The sequence below is a fragment of the Geodermatophilus sp. URMC 60 genome, from assembly GCF_053502585.1.
Genome location: NZ_CP199958.1, coordinates 3,093,520 through 3,117,615, shown reverse-complemented (window position 1 = coordinate 3,117,615; position 24,096 = coordinate 3,093,520). Strand labels below are relative to the sequence as shown.

23 protein-coding genes are annotated in these 24,096 nt (G+C 75.9%); 3 read left to right on the top strand and 20 right to left on the bottom strand.

From position 1 onward, the window contains the following. Positions 1-45: 45 nt before the first annotated feature. The 7 genes from ACWIX3_RS14835 to ACWIX3_RS14805 form a co-directional block, all read right to left on the bottom strand. The gene (locus ACWIX3_RS14835) at positions 46-309 is read right to left on the bottom strand and encodes a phosphoribosyl-ATP diphosphatase (protein WP_448608118.1); all 264 of its coding nucleotides are present in this window, start codon (positions 307-309) and stop codon (positions 46-48) included. Next, positions 306-830 carry a 6,7-dimethyl-8-ribityllumazine synthase gene (gene ribH, locus ACWIX3_RS14830; protein ID WP_448608117.1) on the bottom strand — a complete coding sequence of 175 codons (525 nt, stop codon included), beginning with the start codon at positions 828-830 and terminating at the stop codon, positions 306-308. Before ribH ends, ACWIX3_RS14835 begins: the two co-directional genes overlap by 4 nt. A 64-nt stretch (positions 831-894) precedes the next feature. Continuing rightward, complete coding sequence (locus ACWIX3_RS14825) at positions 895-2,202, bottom strand: bifunctional 3,4-dihydroxy-2-butanone-4-phosphate synthase/GTP cyclohydrolase II (RefSeq protein ID WP_448608116.1); 1,308 nt, start codon at positions 2,200-2,202, stop codon at positions 895-897. A gap of 73 nt (positions 2,203-2,275) precedes the next feature. After that, positions 2,276-2,902 carry a riboflavin synthase gene (locus ACWIX3_RS14820; protein ID WP_448608115.1) on the bottom strand — a complete coding sequence of 209 codons (627 nt, stop codon included), beginning with the start codon at positions 2,900-2,902 and terminating at the stop codon, positions 2,276-2,278. 2 nt (positions 2,903-2,904) lie between these two features. Beyond that, a complete protein-coding gene (gene ribD, locus ACWIX3_RS14815) occupies positions 2,905-3,981 on the bottom strand; it encodes a bifunctional diaminohydroxyphosphoribosylaminopyrimidine deaminase/5-amino-6-(5-phosphoribosylamino)uracil reductase RibD (RefSeq protein WP_448608114.1) in 1,077 nt (358 codons plus the stop codon). Then, entirely contained in the window at positions 3,978-4,652 is a 675-nt protein-coding gene (gene rpe / locus ACWIX3_RS14810; protein ID WP_448608113.1) for a ribulose-phosphate 3-epimerase, read from the bottom strand. Before rpe ends, ribD begins: the two co-directional genes overlap by 4 nt. A gap of 25 nt (positions 4,653-4,677) precedes the next feature. Beyond that, entirely contained in the window at positions 4,678-5,382 is a 705-nt protein-coding gene (locus tag ACWIX3_RS14805; protein ID WP_448608112.1) for a DUF1775 domain-containing protein, read from the bottom strand. Positions 5,383-5,605: 223 nt separating this feature from the next. Here ACWIX3_RS14805 and ACWIX3_RS14800 point away from each other — a divergent pair, with 223 nt between their 5' ends. The 3 genes from ACWIX3_RS14800 to ACWIX3_RS14790 are packed head-to-tail and all read left to right on the top strand — an operon-like array spanning position 5,606 to position 8,606. Next, the gene (locus ACWIX3_RS14800) at positions 5,606-6,919 is read left to right on the top strand and encodes a sensor histidine kinase (protein ID WP_448608111.1); all 1,314 of its coding nucleotides are present in this window, start codon (positions 5,606-5,608) and stop codon (positions 6,917-6,919) included. After that, complete coding sequence (locus ACWIX3_RS14795) at positions 6,916-7,560, top strand: response regulator (protein ID WP_448608110.1); 645 nt, start codon at positions 6,916-6,918, stop codon at positions 7,558-7,560. Before ACWIX3_RS14800 ends, ACWIX3_RS14795 begins: the two co-directional genes overlap by 4 nt. After that, a complete protein-coding gene (locus tag ACWIX3_RS14790) occupies positions 7,557-8,606 on the top strand; it encodes a hypothetical protein (protein ID WP_448608109.1) in 1,050 nt (349 codons plus the stop codon). The genes ACWIX3_RS14795 and ACWIX3_RS14790 overlap by 4 nt, the downstream gene beginning before the upstream one ends. A 9-nt stretch (positions 8,607-8,615) precedes the next feature. On the opposite strand, the gene ACWIX3_RS14785 is transcribed toward ACWIX3_RS14790, so the two are convergent. The 13 genes from ACWIX3_RS14785 to carB form a co-directional block, all read right to left on the bottom strand. Then, positions 8,616-9,998 (bottom strand): RsmB/NOP family class I SAM-dependent RNA methyltransferase, encoded by a 1,383-nt coding sequence (locus tag ACWIX3_RS14785; RefSeq protein WP_448608108.1) that lies wholly within the window; start codon positions 9,996-9,998, stop codon positions 8,616-8,618. Further along, on the bottom strand, positions 9,995-10,960 hold the full coding sequence (fmt, locus tag ACWIX3_RS14780) for a methionyl-tRNA formyltransferase (protein WP_448608107.1): 966 nt from the start codon (positions 10,958-10,960) through the stop codon (positions 9,995-9,997). The genes ACWIX3_RS14785 and fmt overlap by 4 nt, the downstream gene beginning before the upstream one ends. Then, positions 10,927-11,460: a peptide deformylase gene (gene def / locus ACWIX3_RS14775; protein WP_448608106.1), complete on the bottom strand. Its 534-nt coding sequence runs from the start codon at positions 11,458-11,460 to the stop codon at positions 10,927-10,929. The genes fmt and def overlap by 34 nt, the downstream gene beginning before the upstream one ends. 136 nt (positions 11,461-11,596) lie before the next feature. Further along, the gene (locus ACWIX3_RS14770) at positions 11,597-11,845 is read right to left on the bottom strand and encodes a hypothetical protein (RefSeq protein WP_448608105.1); all 249 of its coding nucleotides are present in this window, start codon (positions 11,843-11,845) and stop codon (positions 11,597-11,599) included. 124 nt (positions 11,846-11,969) lie between these two features. After that, positions 11,970-13,925 (bottom strand): primosomal protein N', encoded by a 1,956-nt coding sequence (locus tag ACWIX3_RS14765; protein ID WP_448608104.1) that lies wholly within the window; start codon positions 13,923-13,925, stop codon positions 11,970-11,972. A 209-nt stretch (positions 13,926-14,134) separates the two neighbouring features. Then, positions 14,135-15,331 (bottom strand): methionine adenosyltransferase, encoded by a 1,197-nt coding sequence (metK, locus tag ACWIX3_RS14760; RefSeq protein ID WP_448608103.1) that lies wholly within the window; start codon positions 15,329-15,331, stop codon positions 14,135-14,137. A 99-nt stretch (positions 15,332-15,430) separates the two neighbouring features. Next, on the bottom strand, positions 15,431-16,642 hold the full coding sequence (coaBC, locus tag ACWIX3_RS14755) for a bifunctional phosphopantothenoylcysteine decarboxylase/phosphopantothenate--cysteine ligase CoaBC (RefSeq protein WP_448608102.1): 1,212 nt from the start codon (positions 16,640-16,642) through the stop codon (positions 15,431-15,433). Between the two features lie 150 nt (positions 16,643-16,792). Then, positions 16,793-17,056, bottom strand: coding sequence for a DNA-directed RNA polymerase subunit omega (gene rpoZ, locus ACWIX3_RS14750; RefSeq protein ID WP_012949163.1), 264 nt, complete (start codon positions 17,054-17,056; stop codon positions 16,793-16,795). A 59-nt stretch (positions 17,057-17,115) separates the two neighbouring features. Then, positions 17,116-17,727, bottom strand: coding sequence for a guanylate kinase (gene gmk, locus ACWIX3_RS14745; RefSeq protein WP_448608101.1), 612 nt, complete (start codon positions 17,725-17,727; stop codon positions 17,116-17,118). 40 nt (positions 17,728-17,767) lie between these two features. Then, positions 17,768-18,118, bottom strand: coding sequence for an integration host factor, actinobacterial type (gene mihF, locus ACWIX3_RS14740; protein WP_091217915.1), 351 nt, complete (start codon positions 18,116-18,118; stop codon positions 17,768-17,770). Positions 18,119-18,501: 383 nt separating this feature from the next. Next, positions 18,502-19,332: an orotidine-5'-phosphate decarboxylase gene (gene pyrF, locus ACWIX3_RS14735; protein ID WP_448608100.1), complete on the bottom strand. Its 831-nt coding sequence runs from the start codon at positions 19,330-19,332 to the stop codon at positions 18,502-18,504. After that, positions 19,329-20,708: a dihydroorotate oxidase gene (locus tag ACWIX3_RS14730; protein ID WP_448608099.1), complete on the bottom strand. Its 1,380-nt coding sequence runs from the start codon at positions 20,706-20,708 to the stop codon at positions 19,329-19,331. Before ACWIX3_RS14730 ends, pyrF begins: the two co-directional genes overlap by 4 nt. Further along, entirely contained in the window at positions 20,705-24,037 is a 3,333-nt protein-coding gene (gene carB / locus ACWIX3_RS14725) for a carbamoyl-phosphate synthase large subunit (RefSeq protein WP_448608098.1), read from the bottom strand. Before carB ends, ACWIX3_RS14730 begins: the two co-directional genes overlap by 4 nt. Positions 24,038-24,096: the final 59 nt, after the last annotated feature.

Genomic DNA, 24,096 nt, shown 5'->3' with positions numbered 1-24,096 from the left:
TCCCGCCGCGCGCTTGCGAGCGGTGGGGGGTAGGAGGGCCCTCTCTCAGAGGTGGGCATAGACGTCGTCCAGGGTCACCCCGCGGGCGAGCATCAGGACCTGCACCCGGTAGAGGAGCTGGCTGACCTCCTCGGCGGTGCGCTCGGCCCCTTCGTGCTCGGCGGCCATCCAGGACTCGGCGGCCTCCTCGACGACCTTCTTGCCCGCGGCGTGCACCCCGTCGCGGACCGCCGTGACCGTCCCCGACGCCGGGTCACCGGCGGCGACCTTGGCGGAGAGCTCGGCGAACAGCTGGTCGAAGGTCTTCACGCGCGGCTCCCGTCGGCCGGTCGGATCGAGAACCCGGTGGACCGGGAGGACCCGCGCAGGCTGCGGAGGGTCAGCGCCGTGGCCAGGGCGGCCACGGCCGCCTCCCAGCCCTTGTCCTCGGCGGAGCCGGGCAGCCCGGCCCGGTCGCGTGCCTGCTCCTCGGTGTCGCAGGTGAGGACGCCGTTGCCGACGGGCCTGCCCGCGTCGAGGGCGACCCGCGTGAGGCCTGCGGTCACCGCGTCGCAGACGTACTCGAAGTGCGGGGTCCCGCCGCGGATGACGACGCCGAGCGCGACGACGGCGTCGTGCCGCTCGGTGAGCGCCTGGGCGACCACCGGCAGCTCGACCGCCCCCGGCACGCGGACGACGGTCGGCTCGGGCACGCCACTGGCCACCGCGGCGGCGACCGCGCGGTCCAGCAGTGCGCCGGTGATCTCGGCGTGCCAGGTGGTGGCGACGATGCCGAGCGTCAGCCCGGCCGCGTCGACCGCAGCCGCCTCGGGCGCACCCTTCCCACTCACTCGGCCTCCTCGCCGGCGCTCGCCGGCCCCGCTGCTGTGCCCACCGGTGGACCCGCGAGCTCGTTCACAGCCGCTGTTCCGTCTGGCGCAGCGGAACGTCGGTTCCCGGCACGGTCGCGGCGTCGGCCGGGCCGGACTCGGTCTCCGGCTCGATGATGTCGAGCAGGTGGCCCATGCGGTCGCGCTTGGTGCGCAGATAGGCCAGGTTCTCCGCGGTGACGTGGCTGGGCAGCGGTACCCGGCCGGTCACCTTGAGCCCGTAGCCCTCCAGCCCGGCGCGCTTGGCCGGGTTGTTGGTGAGCAGCCGCATCGTGTGCACGCCCAGGTCGACGAGGATCTGCGCCCCGGTGCCGTAGTCGCGGGCGTCGGCGGGCAGGCCGAGGTCGAGGTTGGCGTCGACGGTGTCGATCCCCATGTCCTGGAGCTGGTAGGCCTGCAGCTTGTGCAGGAGGCCGATCCCCCGGCCCTCGTGCCCGCGGATGTAGAGCACGACGCCCCGCCCCTCCTGGGCCACCGCCGCCAGCGCGGCCTGCAGCTGCGGTCCGCAGTCGCAGCGCAGCGAGCCGAACACGTCGCCGGTGAGGCACTCGGAGTGCACGCGAACGAGGACGTCCTCGCCGTCGCCGATGTCGCCGTAGACGAAGGCGACGTGCTCGCGCTCGTCATAGGAGCTGCGGTAGCCGACAGCGGTGAAGGTCCCCGGTGCCAGCGGGACGGTGGCCTCGGCCACGCGCTCGACCAGCTTGTCGAAGCGCTTGCGGTAGGCGATCAGATCGGCGATGGAGATCAGGCAGAGGTCGTGCTCGTCGGCGAAGACGCGCAGCTCCTCGCCGCGCGCCATGCCGATCGGGTCCTTCTCGCTGACGAGCTCGCACAGCGCGCCCGAGGGGCGCAGTCCGGCGAGCACCGCGAGGTCGACGGCGGCCTCGGTGTGCCCCGGGCGGCGCAGCACGCCGCCGTCCCGGGCGCGCAGCGGCACGATGTGGCCGGGCCGGGCGAGGTCGGTCGAGTGGGTGTCCGTCGAGGCGAGCAGCCGGATGGTCTGCGCGCGGTCGGCCGCGGAGATGCCGGTGGTCACGCCCTCGCGGGCATCGACGGTGACGGTGTAGGCGGTGCCGCGGCGGTCCTGGTTGACCCGGAACATCGGGGGCAGGTCCAGCCGGTCGGCGTCGGCCTCGGTGACGGCCACGCAGATGTAGCCCGAGGTGTAGCGGACCATGAACGCGACGAGCTCCGGCGTGGCCAGCTCGGAGGCGAAGATGAGGTCGCCCTCGTTCTCGCGGTCCTCGTCGTCCATCACGACGACCGGGCGGCCGCTCTTCACGGCGGCGATGGCGTCCTCGACGGTGTCCAGGCGGACGGTGACGCTCACGAACCCTCCTCGCTGGCGCTCATCGGCTCCGTGCGCGCGGCTGCAGCGTCCCTGAGCGAGCTCGCCGACCCGCTCACGAGCGTGCTCCCAACAGGCGTTCCACGTACTTGGCGATCACGTCGACCTCCAGGTTGACCGGGCTCCCGGGAGGGACGGCACCCAGCGTGGTCTCGCGCAGGGTGGTGGGGATCAGGCTGACCTCGAACCACGGCTCGGGGTCGTCCGCGGGGCTGACCGCGCTGACGGTCAGCGAGACGCCGTCCACGGTGATCGACCCCTTCTCGACGACGTAGCGCGCCAGCTCCGGCGGCAGGCCGATCCGCACGACCTCCCAGCGCTCGCCGGGGATGCGGGTGCGGACGGTGCCGACGCCGTCGACGTGGCCCTGGACCAGGTGCCCACCGAGGCGGGTGTGCGGGGTGACCGCGCGCTCCAGGTTGACCGGGTCGCCGGCGCTCAGGGCGCCCAGGCTGCTGCGGCGGAGGGTCTCGGCCATCACGTCGGTCGTCCACTCCTCGCCGTCCGCACCGGTGACGGTCAGGCACACGCCGTTGACGGCGATGGAGTCGCCCAGCGCCACGCCCTCGAGCGCCTTGCGGGCCCGGATGCGCAGCCGGGCCGAGTCCTCCTCCCGACCCACCCCGCCGGCCCCTTCGCGGGCGAGCAGGGTGCCGACCTCCTCGACGATGCCGGTGAACACGATCAACTCCCTCCGGTCGCGCCGTGGTCGTCCGCGGCGCGCCGGTCCCCAGTGTGCCGGGTCGGCCGCAGCCGTATCTCCACGTCCCCGCCCAGGCGGGTGAGGCCGGTGACCGAGAGGGTCAGCGCGTCGCTGATCCCGGTGATTCCCAGGTCGCCCACGAGCGGTGCACCGGCCCCGAGCAGCTTGGGCGCCAGGTGCACGACCGCCTCGTCGACGAGCCCCTCGCACAGGAAAGCTGCGGCCAGGGTCGGGCCACCCTCGAGCAGTACCCGCCGCACGTCCCGGGCGAACAGCTCGTCGAGCAGCTCCCGCGGACCGGCTGCGGCGCTGACCAGGGTGGGCGCGGCGCCGTCGAGCACCCGGGCGGTCCCGGGCACCCGGCCGCGGCGGTCGAGGACGACGCGCAGCGGCTGCCGGGCGGCGTCCCGCCCGTCGGCGTCCCGGACCGTCAGCTGCGGGTCGTCGGTCAGCGCCGTCCCCGACCCGACGAGGACCGCGTCGCAGGTGGCCCGCAGCCGGTGGACGGCGGCCCGCGCCTCCGGGCCGGTGACCCAGCGGCTGCTGCCGTCGGCGGCCGCCACCCGGCCGTCGAGGGTGCCGGCGACCTTCCACACCACGAACGGGCGCCCCTCGCGCACGCCGGTCAGCCACGCGCCCAGCGCGCCCTCCTCGGCCGCCCGCTGCTCCACGCCGAGCTCGACGTCGATGCCGGCAGCCCGCAGCCGGGCGGCCCCGCCACCGGCCAGCCGCGTGGGCTCGGGGACGGCGACCACCACGCGGGCCACGCCGGCGGCGACCAGCGCCTCGGCGCACGGCCCCGTGCGGCCGGTGTGCGCGCACGGCTCGAGGGTGACGACGGCGGTGCCCCCCCGGGCCCGCTCACCCGCCTGCGCGAGCGCCCGCACCTCGGCGTGCGGGCCGCCGGGCGGTGCGGTCGCACCCTCCCCTACCGGCGTCCCGTCGCCGGCCAGCACCACCGCGCCCACCGCCGGGTTCGGACTGGTGGTGCCGAGGACGGCCATGCCCAGCTCGCGCGCCCGGGCCATGGCGGCGAGCTCGGCCGCGGTGGCGGTCACCCCTGCCGCGCCGCAGCGGCCCGCGCGCGCAGACCGGCGATGGCGCGCGCCGGGTCGTCGGCGCCGTAGACGGCCGAGCCGGCGACGAACACGTCGGCGCCGGCGGCGGCGGCCTGCTCGATGGTGTCGGCGTTGATCCCGCCGTCGACCTCGACGAGCAGCTCGAGGTGCCCGGTGTCGACCAGCTCGCGCGCGCGGCGCACCTTGGGCAGCGTCTCGGCGATGAAGCTCTGGCCGCCGAAGCCGGGCTCCACGGTCATCACGAGCAGGGTGTCGAACTCCGGGAGCACGTCGAGGTACGCCTCGAGCGGGGTCCCCGGCTTGAGCGCCAGGCCCGCCAGCGACCCCGCGGCGTGCAGGTCGCGGGCGACGGCGCGCGGGTCGCCGGTGCAGGCCTCGGCGTGCACGGTGACGTTGCGCGCACCGGCCTCGGCGTAGCCCGGCGCCCAGCGCGCCGGGTCCTCGATCATCAGGTGGCAGTCCAGCGGCACCGGGCTGACCGCCTGCACCGCCTGCATGACCGGCAGCCCGAAGGTCAGGTTCGGCACGAAGTGCGCGTCCATGACGTCGAAGTGCAGCCAGTCGGCGTCGGCGACCCGCTGCGCCTCCTCTGCCAGCCGGGCGAAGTCTGCGGACAGGAGGCTGGGCGCGATCAAGGGGCTGCGGGACACGCCCGCCGAGTCTAGGCGGGGGTGATCACCGCGCTGCGCGCGAGCGGCGGTACCACAGGCCGCCGGCCGCGGCGGCGAGCGCGGCGACGGCCGCGGCCGCCACCAGCCAGCCGCTGCCGGTGCCGTCGTCGGCCGCCGCGGCGGGCCCGGGGGCCGACGCGGTGGGCGCCGCAGGCTCGGACGCCACGGTCGGGGACGCCGGAGCCGGCGTCGAGGGAGCCGCCGTCGAGGGCGCAGCCGCACCCGGGGCGACGGCGAGCACCGGCGCCGGCAGCTCCGGCTCCGGCCCGCCCGGCACCTCCTGCTCGATCCAGGCGTCCTCGGTGCCGTCGGCGTAGACCTGCACCGTCGGGAACGCCAGCTCGGACACGCCGGCGGGCAGGGCCGCCACCGTCACCGCGTACTCGGCGTCCGCGCCGACGGGCAGGGCCGGCCCGCCGACCTCGAAGCCCTCAGCGGTCGGGGTGAGCGCCCATCCGGCCGGCCCGGCGGCCAGCGAGACGCCGGCCGGGTCGATGCCCGCGGGCAGCTGCGTGCGCATGGCGGTGATGCCCGCCTCAGCCTCGGACGCCGCGGAGAAGGCGAGCGTCACCGGGCCGGTGCCGGCCACGGCGTCCTCCGCGCTGACCTCCACGTGGGCGGCCGCCGTCCCGGTGCCGGCGGCGAGCACGACGGCGCCCATCAGGACGGTGGCGACGGTCCGGCGCACGGCCGGGGTTCGAGTGGTCACGGTGGAGTGGTCGTCGGCGAGACGCGCCCGGTTCCCGCCGTCCCGCACCGTGATCGGATCGTCGCGGTCGGTAGGACTCCCCGGGCGCGCCGACGTGCGGCACCAGCTCCGAGCTGCACCGCGTCCGCGAACCCCCGATACGGAACTGTCCCTCCCTATCGTTCGACGAGTGGTCCGGACAGGGCAGCGCACGGCGGCCCATCGAGCGGGACGGCACGCGTCCGTGGCTGCTCCGGTCGCCTGGTTCACCTGCGCCGGGCTCGCCGTGACCCTCGCACTGGCCCTGCTCACCGGGGTGCTCGCCCGCCGGGCCGGTCTCGACCAGGGCACCCGGGCATTCGAGAGCCTGGCACACGTCACGGCCGCCACGCTCACGCCCGCCCTGGACAGCGCCCCGGGTGTGCCGCCCGACGTCCCAGCGGACCTACGGACGCACGTCAGCGCCCTGGTCGATGCCGGCCCGGTGGTCGCGGTCCGGGTGCGGGCCGGCGACGGTCGGGTGCTCTGGGCCGACGACCGCAGCGTCGTGGGCCAGGTGGCCGCGCTGCCGCCCGAGGCACGGCGGGCCCTGGACTCCGGGTCGGTCGCCTCGCAGGTGGCCGATCCCGGCGATCCGGGCGTGCTCGCGGGCCGCAGCAGCGGCCGGGTGCTGGTGGCCTGGGTGGGGGTGGACGACGTGCACGGCACCCCCCTGCTGGTCGAGTTCCACGAGAGCTACTCCGAGGTCACCGACCTCGCCCAGCGCACCTGGCTGCGCTTCGCGCCCGCCGCGCTGGGCGCCCTGGCGCTGCTGCAGGTGATCCAGGTGCCGCTGGCCTGGCGGCTGGCGTCGCGGCTGCGCCGGTCGCAGCAGTCCGAGGACGCGCTGCTGCAGGCCGCCGTGGACGCCTCCGACGCCGAGCGGCGCCGGATCGCCGGCGAGGTGCACGACCACGTCGTCCAGGACCTCACCGGGTTGGCCTACGAGCTCGACGCCGCACAGATGCGCGGCAGGCCGCGCAACGCCGAGGACGCCGAGCTGTTCGAGCGCACCGCGGCCGGGGTGCGCCAGAGCGTCGAGGACCTGCGCGCCCTGCTGGTCGCGCTCATCCCGGCCCGCGGCGCCTTCCGCGGCGGTCTGCTGCCGGCCCTGCAGGTGCTGGCACAGGAGGTCGGCCGCTCCGGCATCCGCGTCTTCGTGCACGCCGACGCCGCCCGCGACCTGCCCGGGCCGACGGCGGCACTGCTCTACCGCTGCGCCCAGGAGGCGCTGCGCAACGTCACCGCGCACAGCCGGGCGACCTCGGTGGAGGTCGTCGTCACCCGAGACCAGGGGGTCGCCACGATGAGGATCGAGGACGACGGGCAGGGCTTCGACGCGAGCCGCCTGGATGCGCGGTTCGCGGCCGGCCACGTCGGCCTGCGCGCACTGGGCGAGCTGCTGGTGGACGCGGGCGGTTCGCTGACGCTGACCAGCGCCCCGGGAGAGGGCACCCGGCTGGTCGCGACCGTCCCGCTGTCGACCACCGCTCCGCTGACCGTTGGAGCCGCGCGGTGATCCGGGTGCTGGTGGTCGACGACCACGCCGTCGTCCGGCGGGGCATCTCCAGCCTGCTGGACGCCGCCGACGGTCTCGAGTGCGTGGGCGCGGTCGGTGACGGTGACACCGCCCTGGAGCTGGTCGAACGGCTGGACCCCGACGTGCTGCTGCTCGACCTGTCGATGCCGGGCCGGGACGGCGTGACGGTCATCCGCACGCTGCGTGAGCGCGGACGCACCACCCCGGTGCTGGTGCTCACCTCCTTCGGCGAGCCCGACCTCGTGCTACCCGCTCTGATCGCCGGTGCCGACGGGTACCTGCTCAAGTACCAGGACGGCGAGTCGATCCTCGACGCGGTGCGCTGCATCGCCGCCGGCGGGGCACCGGTCGACCCCATGGTCACCTCCGCGCTCCTCGCCGACCTGCGCGACCGCGGCCAGGGCGACCTGCTCACCGACCGCGAGAAGGAGGTGCTCGAACTGGTCCGGCAGGGCCTGCCGAACAAGGTGATCGCCCGGCGGCTCCGGATCAGCGAGGCCACCGTCAAGACCCACGTCACGCGAATCCTGCAGCGGATCGGCGCCACCGACCGCACCCAGGCGGCGCTCTGGGCCGAGCGCCGGCTGCGCCCGGCCGGACCCCACCGGACGACCGGATGAGCGGCAGCGGCCGGCACCGCAGCCGGCGTTCCGCCGCTCCACCGGCCGATCCGCAGCGGCGGCCGGTCCTGCTGTACTACGGGGCGACCCGGCGGCCCGCCCGGCGGGCGTGGTCCGAGCAGCTGGCGCTGGTTGCCGGTGCGATCGCGGTGCTGGCCGCCATCGGCACGGTGACGCTCACCGGCGCGTGGGCCGGCTTCTCGCTGCTCGGCGCGCCGGTCGAGCCCGCCCGGCCCGCGGCCGAGGAGCCCGTGACGGGTGCTGCGCCGTCCGGCAGCCCCCCGCCGGGGTCGTCGGCCGCTCCCTCCCCGCCGGAGGACGAGCCCGCCGGTGCGGTGCCGCGGCGCAGCACCGCACCCGGCGAGTGGGCGCAGCCCTCCCCCGCCGGTGCGACGGCCGCGGCGCCGCTCGAGGTCATCCGACCGGACGGCGCGCAGGCCACCAGCGCACCGTCACGGACCCGCGCGGCGCCGGCCACGGGAGCGACCGCCCCGACGGGTGTGGCCGGGGTGCCGTCGGGCGCCGAACCCGCGCCGGGGACGCAGGGCCGGTCGGCGACCGGCGGGCCGGCCGGGACGCCGTCGCAGGACGCCCCCGCGCCCGAGCCCGAACCGCAGCCCGAGCCCGAACCGCAGCCCCAGCCCGAACCGCAGCCCCAGCCCGAACCGGCACCTTCCCCCTCGGCGACGCCCTCCTCCTCGGCGGCGCCGCGGTCGGACGACGACGAGGAGCACGACGGCCACGACGACCGGGCTGCCGACCCGGCGCGGGGCGACCACCGGGACCACGAGGACGGGAAGCACGAGGACGGCAAGCACGAGGACGGCAAGCACGAGGACGGCAAGCACGAGGACGGGAAGCACGAGGACGGGAAGCACGAGGAGGGGAAGGAGGAGGACTGGAAGAACGAGGACGACGAGGACCGGGAGGACGACCGGGGACCCCGGTCCGCCGTCGCTGCGCCGACCACGACGGGCCCGACCGAGGAGGCCCCGGCCACGGGGACCCCGACGACGGCCCCGGCCACCACCTCGTCGGCCGGGTGACCGCCCGGCTCAGCGGGTGCGACGGAGCAGCGCCATGAACATCGCGTCGGTGCCGTGCCGGTGCGGCCACAGCTGCCCGTACGCGCCGCGGGCGAGCCCGGGCACCTCGGGGAACAGCGGCGCGACCGGCAGCACCTCGACGTCGTCCCGACCGGCCGCGGCGTCCACCACCGCGACGGTCTCGCCGGTGTGCGGCGAGCAGGTCACGTAGGCGACCACCCCGCCGGGGCGCACCGAGGCCAGGGCGCTGTCGAGCAGCGCCGTCTGCAGCTCGACCAGGGGCGGGACGTCCTCCGGGGTGCGCCGCCAGCGCACCTCGGGACGGCGGCGCAGCGCCCCCAGGCCGGTGCACGGCGCGTCGAGCAACACGCGGTCGAAGGAGGCCGGTGCCCACGACGGCGTCCGCCCGTCGGCGACCAGCACCTCGACGTCGTCCTCGTCGCGCAGGGCGCGCCGGACCAGCTCGGCGCGGTGCGGCGCGCGGTCGGCGGCGGTGAGCCGCACCCCCTCCGGTCGGACGGCGGCGAGCAGCCCGGCCTTGCCGCCGGGGCCGGCGCACACGTCGAGCCAGGCGGCGTCCGGGCCCTCCAGCGGCGCGCGGGCGAGCAGCAGCGCGGCGAGCTGGCTGCCCTCGTCCTGCACCGCGGCCCGGCCCTCGCGCACCGACGGGACGCGCCCCGGGTCCCCGCCGCCGAGCCGGACGGCGTGCGGCGACCACGGCCCCGGCTGCCCGCCGGACTCCTCCACCAGCTGTTGGCGGGGCACCCGCCGGGCGACCAGGTGCACCTCGGGCGCGGCGTCGTCGGCCAGCAGGGCGGGCTCCAGTTCCGCCTCGTCGCCGAGCGCGTCCCGCCAGGCCCCGACGATCCACCGCGGGTGGTCGGTGGTCAGCGCAAGCCGCTGGTCGCCGTCCCCGTCGAGCCGCTCGATCCAGGCCGCGCGGTCGCCGCCCGCAGCGACCTTGCGCAACACCGCGTTGACCAGACCGGAGGCACCGGTGCCGACGATGGCGCGGGTGAGCGCCACGGTCGTGTCGACGGCGGCGTGCGCCGGCACCCGCAGGTCCAGCAGCTGGTACGTCCCCAGGCGCAGCAGGTCGAGGACCCGCGGGTCGAGCTCGGCCAGCGGCCGGGAGACCAGCGGAGCCAGGACCGCGTCGAGGGTGCCGGTGGCGCGCAGGGTGCCGTAGGCCAGCTGGGTGGCGAAGGCGGCGTCGCGCTCGCCGAGGTCGGCGGCACGCTCGCGGAGCAGCTGGGGCAGCAGCAGGTTGGCGTAGGCGTCGCGGCTGGTGACGCCGTCGAGGACGTCGAAAGCGGTGAGGCGCGCGCCGTCGAGGACCGGGCGGGAGCGGCGGGACGGCGGGCGGCGGTTGGCACGCCGGGGAGCGCTCACGAGCCGTCACCCATCCGCTCGCCCGGCGCCGGCCGCGCCCCGCGCGCCCAGTCCGGCGCCGTCAGCACCCGCTTGCCGGCCGGCTGCACCTCGCCGAGCCGGACCGCGCCCCGGCCGGTGCCGACCAGCGCACCCGTGGGACCGACCGACAGCTCGCCGGGCGCCAGCCCCAGGGACGACGGCAGCGGCTCGACCGGGCCCAGCCGCAGCCGGTCCCCGCGCCACGTCGTCCAGGCGCCGGGCGCCGGGGTGACGCCGCGAACCCGCCGGTCGACGACGTGGGCCGGCAGCGACCAGTCGACGCGGGCGTCGGCCGGCTCGATGCGCGGCGCGAGGCTGACCCCCTCGGCCGGCTGCGGCCGGGCCTCGAGCGTGCCGGCCGCGATGCCGTCGAGGGTGGCCAGCAGCAGCCGCGCGCCACTGGTCGAGAGGCGGCCCAGGAGGTCGCCGGCGGTGTCCCGGGGCGCGATCGGCTCGGTGACCGTGCCGTAGACCGGCCCGGTGTCCAGGCCCGCCTCGAGCCGGAAGGTCGAGGCGCCGGTGACCTCGTCGCCGGCCATGACCGCGTGCTGCACCGGCGCGGCGCCGCGCCAGGCCGGGAGCAGCGAGAAGTGCAGGTTCACCCAGCCGTACCGGGGCAGGTCGAGGGCCGCCTGCGGCACCAGGGCGCCATAGGCGACGACCGGTGCGCAGTCGACGGCGAGTTCGGTGAGCCGCTCCAGGAACTCCGGCTCGCGCGGGGAACGGGGTTGCAGCACGGGGACACCGGCGGCGTCGGCGTGCTCGGCGACCGGGGAGCGGCTCACCTTCCGGCCGCGGCCGGAGCGGGCGTCGGGCCGGGTGAGGACGGCGACGACCTCGTGGGCGGAGGCCAACAGCAGTTCCAGCGAGGGGACGGCGACGTCCGGCGTCCCGGCGAACAGGAGCCTCAGTGGGGGCTCACCTCCACCCGCGGGACCCACGCGCCGGCGCCGGCCCACTCGGCCTCCCCGATCGCCGCGAGCGCGGCGGCACGGACCTCGGCGTCCAACCGGTCGACGAACAGCACACCGTCGAGGTGGTCGACCTCGTGCTGCACCGCGCGGGCCAGCAGGTGCGAGCCCTCGACGCGGACCGGCTCGCCGTGCAGGTCGGAGCCGGTGGCGGCCACGTGGAGGTGCCGGCGGCAGTCGAAGGTGTAGCCGGGGATGGACAGGCAGCCCTCCGGGCCCTCCTCGGTCTCCTCCCCCACCGGCGTCACCTCCGGGTTCACCAGGTGGCCGACCTCGCCGTCGACGAACCAGGTGAACACCCGCAGCCCGACGCCGATCTGCGGGGCGGCCAGCCCGGCGCCGCCGGCGGCGAACATGGTGTCGGTGAGGTCGGCGACCAGCCGGCGCAGCTCCTGGTCGAAGTCCACGACCGGGGCGGCAGGGGTCCGCAGCACCGGGTCGCCCAGCAGCCGGATGGGGGTCACGCTCACCGGTCGATCGTAGAAGAGGGACCCCTCGGTCCCCCGGCCGCTCGCAGGGTGGCCTCGCCCGGAGGCTCAGCCCGAGCTTGCGAGGGCTGGGAGGGGCGAGGCCCTTCCACCTGCCGAGGGGCCACCGCGGCGGAGGTCAGCCTGTCGGGACCGCGGTCGCGACGGCGGCGGGCAGCCCCTGCGGCTCGCCGCCGCTGGGCCCGTCGTCGGGGCCGCACCGGCTGATCCCGACGCTGACCGCCAGGACGGCGACCAGCAGGACCACGCCGAGCACGATCCGCCGCAGCCAGCGGCGCAGGTCGCCGGGGTTCTCCGTGGAGCGGTGGGGGTCCTCAGCGGCGGCACGCTCGGCGCGGGGGTCGGGGGGCGGGTCGTTCGACGTCACAGGCCCTCCTCGGCCGCCGGACGGACGTCGAGCGCCCGGTGCTGAGCCGCTCGAGTACGTCGTTGCGCTACCCCGGCACCGCGGCCGTCACACGGGCCGGCCGGGCAGGACGTCGGCCGTCGCCTCAGACCAGGTCGAGCGGGTCCAGCTGCACGCGGACGTGCTCGGGCACCTTCTTGGCGCTGCGCACGCCCTGCACCTCGGCCAGCGCGGAGGCCAGCGCCGCGCCCTCGGACCGTGGCACCCGCACCAGGTAGCGCTCCCGCTCGCCCTCCTGCCCGGGGCGCGGCGGCTCGGGGACGGGGCCGAGCAGGTCGGCATCGGCGGGCAGCCGGGCGGCCGCGAGGAACTCCGCCAGCGCCGCCGCCGTCCCCGACAGCGCCGCCATCCGGGTCACCGGGGGGAAGCCGAGCTCGCGGCGGTCGGCGAGCTCCCGGGCCGCCAGCCAGCCCGGGTCCCAGCGCACCAGTGCCTGGACCACGGCGTGCGCGGCGTCGGCGGCGACGACGACCTGCCCACCGGCCGAGGCCGGTCGGACCAGGGCGGCGGCGTTCACCCACCGGCGCAGCGTCTCCTCCCCTGCCCGCAGGTCGGCCCGGCCGAGCAGCGCCCAGGAGTCCAGCAGCAGCGCAGCGCCGTACCCGCCCTCGGCGACCGGCTCGGCGCCCGGCGTGGCGACGACGAGCGCCGGCCCGCCGGGCACGCTCGGCAGCACGCCGGACCCGCGGCCGGAGATCCGCACCGCGGCGCCGGGGAAGGCCCGGCCCAGCTCCTCGGCGGTGCGGGCGGCGCCGACGACCGAGGCGCGCAGCTTGGTGCCGTGGCAGTACGGGCAGTCGAAGGTCGCCGCGGGGCGGGCGCACCAGCGGCAGGCCGGCACCCGCGACCCGCCCGGGCCGGGGGTGGGCGTGATGCCCAGCGGCCCGGAACAGGCCGCGCAGCGGGCCGGCGCCCGGCAGCGGTCGCAGGCGAGGCCGGGCGCGTAGCCGGCCCGTGGCACCTGCACCAGCACCGGTGCGCCGTCGGCGAGGGCCTGGCGGGCGACGCGGTGGGCGAGGCTGGGCAGCCGGGCGGTGCGGGCGGCGGGGTCACGGGCCAGCTCCGCGTCGGCGCCCAGGGCCTGCACCCGCGGCGCGGCGGCGCGCAGGGTGGCGCGGTCGGCGACCAGCTCGTGCGCCCAGCCGCTCTCGACGAGCAGCTGCGCCTCCGCGGTGCGCGCGGTCGCGGCGACGACGGCGGCGCACGAGGCGAGGTGGGCGCGGTGCACCAGCACGTCCCGGGCGTGCGCGTAGGGCGCGCGGGGCTCGGCGTGCACGTCGTCGCCGTCGTCCCAGATGGCGACCAGCCCCAGGTCGGCGACCGGCGCGTACACCGCCGCGCGGGTCCCCAGCACCACCCTGGCCGTGCCGCGGACGGCGTCGAGGAAGCGGCGGTAGCGCGCGTCGGGAGCGGCGTCGGCGCGCAGGACGACGACCGACCCCTTCGGCAGCCGGGCCTCCGCGGCGGCGGCCAGCCGGTCGAGGTCGCGGCCGTCCGGCGCCACCACCAGGGCGCCGCGGCCGCCGGAGAGGGCGGCCTGGCACAGCTCGACCAGCCGCGCCGGCCAGTCCTCCCCGGGCAGCGCCGTCCACACCGCACGGGCGGGCCGGCCCTCGGCGACGGCGGTGAGCAGCGCCGGGCCGGTCGGGTACCGGGCGAAGCCGGCCGGGTCCGGGGACGGCGGGGCCGGGGGCGGCTCGGCGGGTGGGCGCTTCTCGGCCGCGGCCCGGCGGGGTGGGACGGCGAGCCGCAGCACGTCGGTCACCGTGCCGCCCCAGCGCTCGGCCACCGCGCGCGCCAGCGTGACGACCTCCGGGGTGAGCACCGGCTCGGAGGAGACGACCTTGGCCAGGGGCGCGAGCTTCCCGCCGTGCTCGCTGCGCTCGGCGAGCTCGAGGACGAAGCCGTCGACCAGCTGCCCGGCGAAGCGCACCCGCACCCGGCAACCGGCCCGCACCTCGTCGGCCATCGCGTCGGGGACGGCGTAGTCGAAGGGCCGGTCCAGGTGCGCGAGGGGCACGTCGACGACGACCCGGGCCACCCGTGGGGTGCGGGTGGCCGGGTCGTCGGGGAGCTGCCGGGTCGGGGCCGAGGTCAGCGGGGTCTCCGTTCGGCGCGGGCGGAGGGGGCACCCGCCAGTGTCGCCGCGGGGTCCGACGGGACCCGGCGGCCGCGCTGCAGGAACCGGCCGGCCCTGTCCCGGGTACCGCCCCGAGCGGGCGAGGCGTGGGGCGAAGGGTCGCCCTCGCTTCAGGTCCCCGCGGCCGAGCGCAGCGCCTCGACGCGATCGAGCCGCTCCCAGGGCAGCTCGACGTCGGTGCGGCCGAAGTGGCCGTAGGCGGCGGTCGGGGCGTAGATCGGGCGCAGCAGGTCCAGGTCGCGCACGATCGCGCCGGGGCGCAGGTCGAAGACCGAGCCGATCGCCTTCTCCAGGACGTCGTCGGCGACCGTGCCGGTGCCGAAGGTCTCGACGAACAGGCCGACCGGGTGTGCGGCCCCGATGGCGTAGGCCACCTGCACCTCGCAGCGGCGGGCCAGCCCGGCGGCGACGACGTTCTTGGCCACCCAGCGCATGGCGTAGGCGCCGGAGCGGTCGACCTTCGAGGGGTCCTTGCCGGAGAAGGCGCCACCACCGTGGCGGGCCATGCCGCCGTAGGTGTCGACGATGATCTTGCGACCGGTCAGCCCGGCGTCGCCCATGGGGCCGCCGATGACGAACTTGCCGGTGGGGTTGACCAGCAGCCGGTAGCCCTCGGTGGGCAGGCCCAGGGCGGCCAGCTCGGGTTCGACCACCAGCTCCTGCACGTCCGGGGCGAGCAGCTGCTCGATCGAGATGTCCTCGGCGTGCTGCGAGGAGACGACCACGGTGTCCACGCCGACCGGGCGGTCGTCCTCGTAGACGACGGTGACCTGGGTCTTGCCGTCGGGCCGCAGGTAGGGCACCGACCCGTCCTTGCGGACCGTCGACAGCCGGCGGGAGAGCCGGTGCGCCAGCGCGATCGGCAGGGGCATGAGCTCGGGGGTCTCGTCGGTGGCGTAACCGAACATCAGCCCCTGGTCGCCGGCGCCCTGACGCTCGATCGCGTCCTCGGTCGTGCCGGCGGTGCGGGCCTCGTACCCGGTGTCGACACCCTGGGCGATGTCCGGCGACTGCGCGCCGATGGAGACGCTGACCCCGCAGGAGGCACCGTCGAAGCCCTTGCGGGAGGAGTCGTAGCCGATGCCGAGCACGGTCTTCCGGACGATGTCGGCGATGTCGACGTACCCGGCGGTGGTGACCTCACCGGCGATGTGGACCTGACCGGTGGTGATCAGGGTCTCGACGGCCACGCGGCTGCGCGGGTCCTGCGCCAGCATCGCGTCGAGGATCGAGTCGCTGATCTGGTCGGCGATCTTGTCCGGGTGGCCCTCGGTCACCGACTCGGACGTGAAGAGGCGGCGTGACACGCGGTACTCCCTGGGGTCGGGAACGGTGGAGTGGGCGCCCGGGCGTGGGCGTCTCGTCAGGTGCACGTTACCGGCGTGCGCCCCCCGCCGGTGTCGGCCTCAGGCGAGCCGCGGGCCCACGACGTCCCAGACGCCCGCGGCCACGGCGTCCTTGCTGCCCTCGGGCAGCTCGGTGGCCGTGCCGTCGGCGGTCAGGACGACCGCGGCGTTGTCGGCGCGGCCGAACACCCGGCCCTGCGAGACGTCGTTGACCACGAGCAGGTCGCAGCCCTTGCGGGCGAGCTTGGCGCGGGCGTGGGTGAGGACGTCGGCCTCGTCGTCCCCCGTCTCGGCGGCGAAGCCGACCACCAGCTGCCCGGTGGGCCGCTTGGTGACCAGCTCGGCGAGGACGTCGGGGTTGCGCACCAGCGGGATCGCCTCGGGCTCGGCGGCACTGCCCTTCTTCAGCTTGGTGGACGCGACCGAGGCGGGCCGGAAGTCGGCGACCGCGGCGGCCATGACCACGACGTCGGCGTCCTCCGACTCGGCCAGCACCGCCGTCCGCAACTCCTCGGCCGTGCCGACCGGGACGACGCGGACGCCGAAGGGCGCCGGCAGCTCCACGTTGGCGGCGACGAGCACCACCTCGGCACCACGGGCGGCGGCGACGCGGGCGAGTGCCCAGCCCTGTCTGCCCGAGGAGCGGTTGCCCAGGTAGCGCACCGGGTCCAGCGGCTCGCGGGTCCCCCCGGCGCTGACGACGATGCGGCGGCCGGCCAGGTCCGGGGCGAGCGCGGTGGGACCGGCGGCCAGCACGACGGAGGCGAGCGCGGCGATGTCGGCGGGCTCGGGCAGCCGGCCGGGGCCGGAGTCCGGGCCGGTGAGGCGGCCGACGGCGGGCGGAAGCACGATCGCGCCGCGCCGGCGCAGTGTGGCGACGTTGTCCTGGGTGGCCGGGTGCAGCCACATCTCCGTGTGCATGGCCGGGGCGAACACCACCGGGCAGTGCGCGGTGAGCAGGCTCGCGGTGAGCAGGTCGTCGGCCCGGCCGGCGGCGGCGCGGGCCAGCAGGTCGGCGGTGGCCGGCGCGACGACGACGAGGTCGGCGGTCTGGCCGATGCGGACGTGGGCCACCTCGTCGACGTCGGACCACACGTCCGTGGTGACCGGGTTGCCCGACAGCGCCTCGAAGGTGGCGGCGCCGACGAAGTGCAGGGCGGCCGGCGTGGGGACGACGCGGACGTCGTGCCCGGACTCGGTGAAGGCGCGCACCAGCAGGGCAGCCTTGTAGGCGGCCACGCCCCCGGCGACGCCCAGCACGATGCGGCTCATGCCGTCCATCCTCCACACACGGCGAAGCCCCCGGCACCGGCCGGGGGCTTCGTCATCACAACAGGCGGGACGGCCGGTGGCACGCCACCAGCCGTGGCCCGGTCCAGAAGCTCGCCCCGAGCGTGCGAGGGGTGAGGGGGACCGGGGTCCTCAGTTCTCGCCGGCGGTGTGGGTCAGCAGCCCCTCGTTGATCTCGCGCAGGGCGATGGAGAGCGGCTTCTCCTGCGGGGCGGTGTCGACCAGCGGGCCGACGTACTCCAGCAGGCCCTCGGAGAGCTGGCTGTAGTAGGCGTTGATCTGCCGCGCGCGCTTGGCGGCGAAGATCACCAGGCCGTACTTGCTGCTGGTGCGCTCGAGCAGCTCGTCGATCGGCGGGTTGGTGATGCCCTCGGGGGCAGGTGCGACTCCGGACACGGGCGGGCGTGCTCCTCAGCTCGTCATCGGGGAGTGGCGGGCGGCGGTGCCGGGCCCCGTCACTCGGACGCGCCGCTGCTCCGGACGGACCCGGGCGACGGCGCAGTCAGCCATCCTACCAACTCGTCGGCAGCCCGGGCCACGTCGTCGTTGACGACCACCACGTCGAACTCACCGGCAGCGTCGAGCTCGGCCTGCGCGATCCGCAGCCGCTGCTCCTGGACCGCCGGCGGCTCCGAACCCCGGCCGGCCAGCCGGCTGACCAGCTCGCCCCAGGACGGCGGGGCCAGGAACACCAGCTGGGCGTCGGCGTCACGGGCCCGGACCTGCCGGGCGCCCTGGAGCTCGATCTCCAGCAGAGCCGGCGCCCCGGTGGCGAGACGCTCGCGCACCGGGGCGGCCGGTGTGCCGTAGCGGTTGCCGGCGTACTCGGCCCACTCGAGCAGGCCGTCCTCGGCGATCAGCCGGTCGAACTCGGCGTCGCTGACGAAGTGGTAGTGCACCCCGTCGACCTCACCGGGCCGGCGCCGACGGGTGGTGACCGACACCGACACCCACACGTCGGGGTGCCGGCGCCGGACCTCCGCCACGACCGTTCCCTTGCCGACCCCCGAGGGGCCGGAGAGCACGGTCAGCCGTGCCGGGATGTGCTCCGGGGCAGCAGGTGCCACTCGTCGTCGTCCTCGACCTCCGGGTGCCTGGTCCTGCGGGTCAACCCTCGACGGGGACCTGCTCGGCGGCGACCTTCTCGCCGCCGAACTCCGTCTCGAGGGCCCGGCGCTGGTTGGCACCCAGACCGCGCACCCGGCGGGTCGGGGAGATCTCGAGCCGCTCCATGATCTTCGCAGCCCGCGCCTTGCCCACACCGGGCAGGGACTCCAGGACGGCGGAGACGCGCATCTTGCCGATCACCTCGTCGGTCTCGCCCTGGCGCAGGACGTCACCGACCGTGGCGCCCTTGCTCTTGAGCCGCTCGCGCAGCTCGGCTCGGGCCTTGCGGGCGGCCGCGGCCTTCTCGAGGGCGGCGGCACGTTGCTCGGGGGACAGGTCAGGGAGGGGCATGGTGCGACCCAATCTGTCGTCGCCGGCCATCGGTTCGGCCGACGGGGCTCGGGCTGTGTCGGGGACAGGACTCACTGCTGAGCCTGCCGGCCAACCTAGCTCCAGCTATATGCGCAGGTCACGCCCGTCTGAACCCAGGGTTTCCGGCAATCCGTGAGGTGGTCATGACACTGTGCCACCGACAGAGGTCACGCTGCGTCATCTGCGCAGGTCAGGCGCCATCGTGGGGGAACTGAGCACCGCACGGGCCCGCCCGTATACCTGCTGACACGCCACGTCCGACACGCCGGTGAGCGGGAAAACGCGCTGGTGACCGACGGGGCCGGCCGGTCCAGGAGCCGTGCACCCCGCCCGCCCGACGGCCAGCCTCCACCGCGGCGGGCTCAGCCGGCCAGCTCCGCGGCCCAGCGTTCGGCGGCAGCCCGCAGCCCGGCCGGGTCGGGGCCGGCGGAGAGCACGTCCCGGGAGACCGTCGGGACGACGGCGGCGTCCCGCCCGAACAGCCGGCGCAGGTCGGCCACCGAACCGCCCTGCGCGCCCAGCCCGGGGGCGAGCACCGGCCCGCCGAGGCCGGTGAGGTCGACGTCCAGCTCCGGCAGCGTCGCCCCGACGACGACGCCGAAGGAGCCGGGCGTGTCGGCCGAGTTCCAGTTCCGCACGGTGTTCCAGTTCCGCACGGTGTCGACGACGACCTGGGCGACCGACCGCCCGTCCACGACCGCGTGCTGCAGCGTGCCGGCGTCCGGGTTGGAGGTGCGCGCCAGCACGAACAGCCCGCCGCCGTGCCGCCGCGCGGTGTCGACGGCCGGCTGCAGCGAGCCGGGCCCGAGGTACGGGCTGACCGTCAGGGCGTCGGCGGCCATCGGGTGGTCCGGGCGGAGGTAGCCGGCGTACCCGTCCATCGTCGAGCCGATGTCGCCGCGCTTGGCGTCGAGCAGCACCAGCGCACCGGCGGCGCGGGCACGGGCCACGCCGTCCTCCAGCACGGCCAGCCCTCGCGAGCCGTGCCGCTCGTAGAAGGCCAGCTGCGGCTTGAGGACGGCGACGGTGCCGGCGAGGGCGTCGACGACGGTGTCGGTGAACCGCGCCAGGCCCTCCGGGTCGTCGGGCAGGCCCCAGCGCTCCAGCAGCGGCGTGTGCGGGTCGATGCCGACGCACAGCGGCCCGCGGGCGGCGACGGCGTCGGCGAGGCGCTGCCCGAACGGGACGGTCACGAGACCTCCTGGACGGCGCGCGGCAGGGTGCTCCCCAGTGCGTCGATGCAGTCGCGGGCGAGGAACGGGTTCGCGAAGGCCCCCGACGCCGACTGCACGGCGTCGGCGCCGAGCGCGAACAGCGCCTGGAACGAGGCCGGGTCGGTGACCCCGCCCATGGCCAGGACGTCGAAGCGCCGGCCGGCGGCCTCCCGCAGGGCCACCAGCCGGCGGGTGAAGTCCAGCGCGGAGTCGCGCACCGCGGCCCCGGACAGCCCGGCCAGCTCGCGGCCGGGGAACGTCGGCTCGCCGTCGCTGCGCAGCACCCGGCTCTGCAGCGTGTTGATGCCCGCGACGCCGTCGACCAGCGGCGCCAGCCTCGGCACCAGCGCGGCCAGGCGCGGCTCGTCGAGCCAGGAGAGCTTGGCGACCAGCCCGGTGCGGTCGTCGAGCGCCCGCCGCACGCCCTCGACGACGGCGACGGTCGCGTCGGCGTCCAGGCACAGCGGCGGCTTCACCCCCGACGCCGAGCGGTCGAGCGTGTTCGGGCAGGAGAGGTTGAGCTCGACGACGGTCGCGCCGGCCTCCTGCGCCAGCCGCGCGGTGCGGGCGAAGTCCTCGACCAGGCCGGTCGCCGCGTCGGCCTCCCCCATGACGCTGACCAGCAGCTGCTGGTCGTCGTCGACGGCGGCCAGCGAGCGCTCGAGGTCGGCCATCCACTCCCCTGGCGTCAGCGACGGGACGCCGAAGGAGTTGACCGTGCTGACCGCGGGCGAGCCCGGCTGCACCCAGTCCCACGGGTCGGCGGTGACCTCTGCGGCCGCACCTGGGGGCAGGCTCTGGCTCTGCCGCGCGGCGAACACCCAGTTGGGCTGGGCGTTGGGTTCGTGCGCCCGGCTGCGGACGGTCTTGTAGGTCAGCACGCTGTACCCGTTGCGCGCGAAGTGGCGAACCCAGTGCTCACCGCCGTTGAGCACGCAGGCGGGCACGCCGATCGGGAACCCGACCTCCCGGCCCAGGAGCTTCCAGCGCCGTCCGCCGGCGACCGGGCGCCGCGCCAGGCGCGGCCCCACCGGGGTGGTCAGGTTGTCGCGGTAGGAGCCGAGGACGTCGTAGGCCGGGCTCGGCATCCCGGCCTCGGCGAGCACGCCCGCGCAGCCGGCGAGGAAGAGCACCCGGGTCAGCAGCGGCAGGTCGTCGTCCCCGACGTCGCCGGCGGCGAGCCGCGCGGCCAGCCCGCGTGCCGCCGCGGCCAGGGCGTCGAGCTCGGGCTGCGGCGGCCGCGCGAAGCGGGTCACCCCGGCGAGGAAGGCCGCGGGCAGGCCGTCGACCAGCCCGCGGGCGACCAGGTCGTCCCGCACGCGCCCGACGGCGCCGCCCGGCGATGCCGTCCTCACGCGCCGGTTCCGGCAGAGGTGCTCGGGCCGCCGGCCGTGCCCCCGTTCAGCGCCGCGTGGACCTCCTGCAGGCTGCGCACCCCGACGTCCCCGCGACGCAGCGCCTCGACGGCCTGCACCGCGGCGGCCAGCCCCTGCACCGTGGTGATGCAGGGGATGCCCGCGGTGACCGCGGCGGTGCGGATCTCGTAGCCGTCCAGCCGCGGACCGCTGTTGCCCGGGGAGCCGAACGGTGTGTTGACGACGATGCCGACGTCCCCGGCCAGGATCCGCTCGACGCAGTTGCCGGGCCCGTCGCTGACCTTGCCGACGACCTCGCAGGCCACGCCGTTGCGGCGCAGCACCTGCGCGGTGCCGACGGTGGCCATCACCCGGAAGCCGAGGTCGGCCAGCCGCTTGACCGGGAAGATAGCCGATCGCTTGTCCCGGTTGGCCAGCGAGACGAAGACCGTGCCCTCGATGGGCAGCGACCCGTAGGCGGCCTCCTGCGACTTGGCGAATGCCGTCCCGAAGCTGGTGTCGAGGCCCATGACCTCACCGGTGGACTTCATCTCCGGGCCCAGCACGGTGTCGACACCGTGCCCCTCGACGGTGCGGAACCGGTGGAAGGGCAGCACCGCCTCCTTGACCGCGATCGGCATGTCCGCGGGGAGGTCCGCCGCGTCCCCGGTCGCCGGCAGGACGCCTGCGGCGCGCAGGTCGACGATCGTCTCCCCCACCGCGATGCGGGCGGCGGCCTTGGCCAGCTGCACCGCGGTCGCCTTGGAGACGAACGGGACGGTGCGCGATGCCCGGGGGTTGGCCTCGAGGACGTAGAGGACGTCGTCCTTGAGCGCGTACTGGACGTTGAGCAGCCCGCGGACGCCGATGCGGGCGGCGAGCTGCTCGGTCGCCCGGCGGATGCGGGCCACGTCGTCGGTGCCCAGGGTGATCGGCGGCAGCGCGCACGCCGAGTCGCCGGAGTGGATGCCGGCCTCCTCGATGTGCTCCATGACGCCGCCGAGGTACAGCTCGGAGCCGTCGAAGAGCGCGTCGACGTCGATCTCGACGGCGTCCTCGAGGAACCGGTCGACCAGCACCGGGTGCTCGGGGCTGACGTCGGTGGCCTTGGCGATGTAGGCCTCGAGCGTCGCGTCGTCGTAGACGATCTCCATGCCGCGTCCGCCGAGGACGTACGACGGCCGGACCAGCACCGGGTAGCCGACGGCCGCGGCGATCTCGCGGGCCTCGGCGAAGGTGGTCGCGGTGCCGTGCTTGGGTGCGAGCAGCCCGGTGTCGGAGAGCACCCGGGAGAAGGCGCCGCGGTGCTCGGCGGCGTCGATGGACTCCGGCGAGGTGCCCAGCACCGGGACGCCGGCGTCCTTCAGTCGCTGCGCCAGGCCCAGCGGCGTCTGCCCGCCGAGGGTGCAGATGACGCCGGCGACCGGTCCGGCGGCGCGCTCGGCCTCCACGACCTCGAGGACGTCCTCGAAGGTCAACGGCTCGAAGTACAGCCGGTCGGCGGTGTCGTAGTCGGTGGAGACGGTCTCGGGGTTGCAGTTGACCATCACCGCCTCGTAGCCGGCGTCCTGCAGCGCCATGACGGCGTGCACGCAGGAGTAGTCGAACTCGATGCCCTGACCGATCCGGTTGGGCCCCGACCCCAGGATCAGCACCGCCGGCTTCTCCCGCGGCTCCACCTCGGTCTCCTCGTCGTAGGAGGAGTAGTGGTACGGGGTGCGGGCGGCGAACTCGGCGGCGCAGGTGTCGACGGTCTTGTAGACCGGACGCACGCCCAGGCGCCGGCGCAGCGTCCGGACGCCGTCCTCCCCGGCCAGCTCGGGGCGCAGGGCGGCGATCTGCCGGTCGGACAGTCCGTGCCGCTTGGCTCGGCGCAGCAGCTCCGCGGTGAGGGACGGCGCGCCGGCGACCTCCGCGCCGACCTCGCCGACGAGCGCCAGCTGGTCGACGAACCAGGGGTCGAACCCGCTGGCCTCGGCGACCTGCTCGACGGTGGCGCCGGCGCGCAGAGCGGCCTCGGCGACGTACAGCCGCCCGTCGACCGGCGTCCGCAGCGCCTCGAGGAGCTCGTCGGCGGAGCGGCCCGCCGTGTCCCCACCGGTCCAGAACCCGGCGACCTTCGTCTCCGTGGACCGCATCGCCTTGCCCAGCGCCTCGGGGAAGTTGCGGCCCATCGCCATGACCTCGCCGACGCTCTTCATCGTCGTGGTCAGCCGCGGGTCGGCGCCGGGGAACTTCTCGAAGGCGAACCGCGGGATCTTCACGACGACGTAGTCCAGCGCCGGCTCGAAGGCGGCCGGGGTGACGCCGGTGATGTCGTTGGTGATCTCGTCGAGGGTGTAGCCGATGGCCAGTTTCGCGGCGATCTTGGCGATCGGGAAGCCGGTGGCCTTGGACGCCAGGGCCGACGACCGCGACACCCGGGGGTTCATCTCGATGACGACGAGCCGCCCGTCGGCCGGGTTCACGGCGAACTGGATGTTGCAGCCGCCGGTGTCGACACCGACCTCGCGCAGCACGGCGATCCCGACGTCGCGCATCCGCTGGTACTCGCGGTCGGTGAGGGTCATCGCCGGGGCGACGGTCACCGAGTCGCCGGTGTGGACGCCCATCGCGTCGATGTTCTCGATCGAGCAGATGACGACCACGTTGTCGCTGCGGTCGCGCATCAGTTCGAGCTCGTACTCCTTCCAGCCCAGCACCGACTCCTCGATGAGGACGGTGTGCACCGGGGAGTCGGCCAGCCCGTGCGAGGCCATGCGGCGCAGCGAGGCCTCGTCGGTGGCGAAGCCCGAGCCCAGCCCGCCCATGGTGAAGCTCGGCCGGATGACGACGGGGTAGCCGACCTCCGCAGCGGTCTCGAGCGCCTCCTCGACCGACGAGCAAACCCGCGAGCGCGGCGCGTCCGCGCCGATGGACCGCACGATGTCCTTGAACATCTGCCGGTCCTCGCCGCGGTTGATCGCGTCGACGTCGGCGCCGATCAGCCGGACGCCGTACTTCTCGAGCACGCCGTTCTCGTACAGGCCGATGGCGATGTTGAGCGCGGTCTGCCCGCCCAGGGTGGCCAGCAGCGCGTCGGGGCGCTCCTTGGCGATGACCTTCTCGACGAACTCCGGCGTCAGCGGCTCGACGTAGGTGGCGTCGGCTATCTCCGGGTCGGTCATGATCGTCGCCGGGTTGCTGTTGACCAGGCTGACCCGCAGCCCCTCGGCCTTGAGCACCCGGCAGGCCTGGGTGCCGGAGTAGTCGAACTCGGCGGCCTGGCCGATGAGGATCGGCCCGGAGCCGATCACCATCACGTGGTGGATGTCCGATCTCTTCGGCACGGTCAGGCCTCTCCCCTGTCGCGTCGGCCGGTGACGTCGTGCGCGTCCTGCTGCCCGTC

Excerpts from the sequence above, each read along its gene's own strand:
- ACWIX3_RS14790 (WP_448608109.1), top strand. The coding sequence starts at position 7,557 with ATGAGCGGCAGCGGCCGGCACCGCAGCCGGCGTTCCGCCGCTCCACCG.
- coaBC (WP_448608102.1), bottom strand. The coding sequence starts at position 16,642 with ATGAGCCGCATCGTGCTGGGCGTCGCCGGGGGCGTGGCCGCCTACAAG.
- mihF (WP_091217915.1), bottom strand. The coding sequence starts at position 18,118 with ATGCCCCTCCCTGACCTGTCCCCCGAGCAACGTGCCGCCGCCCTCGAG.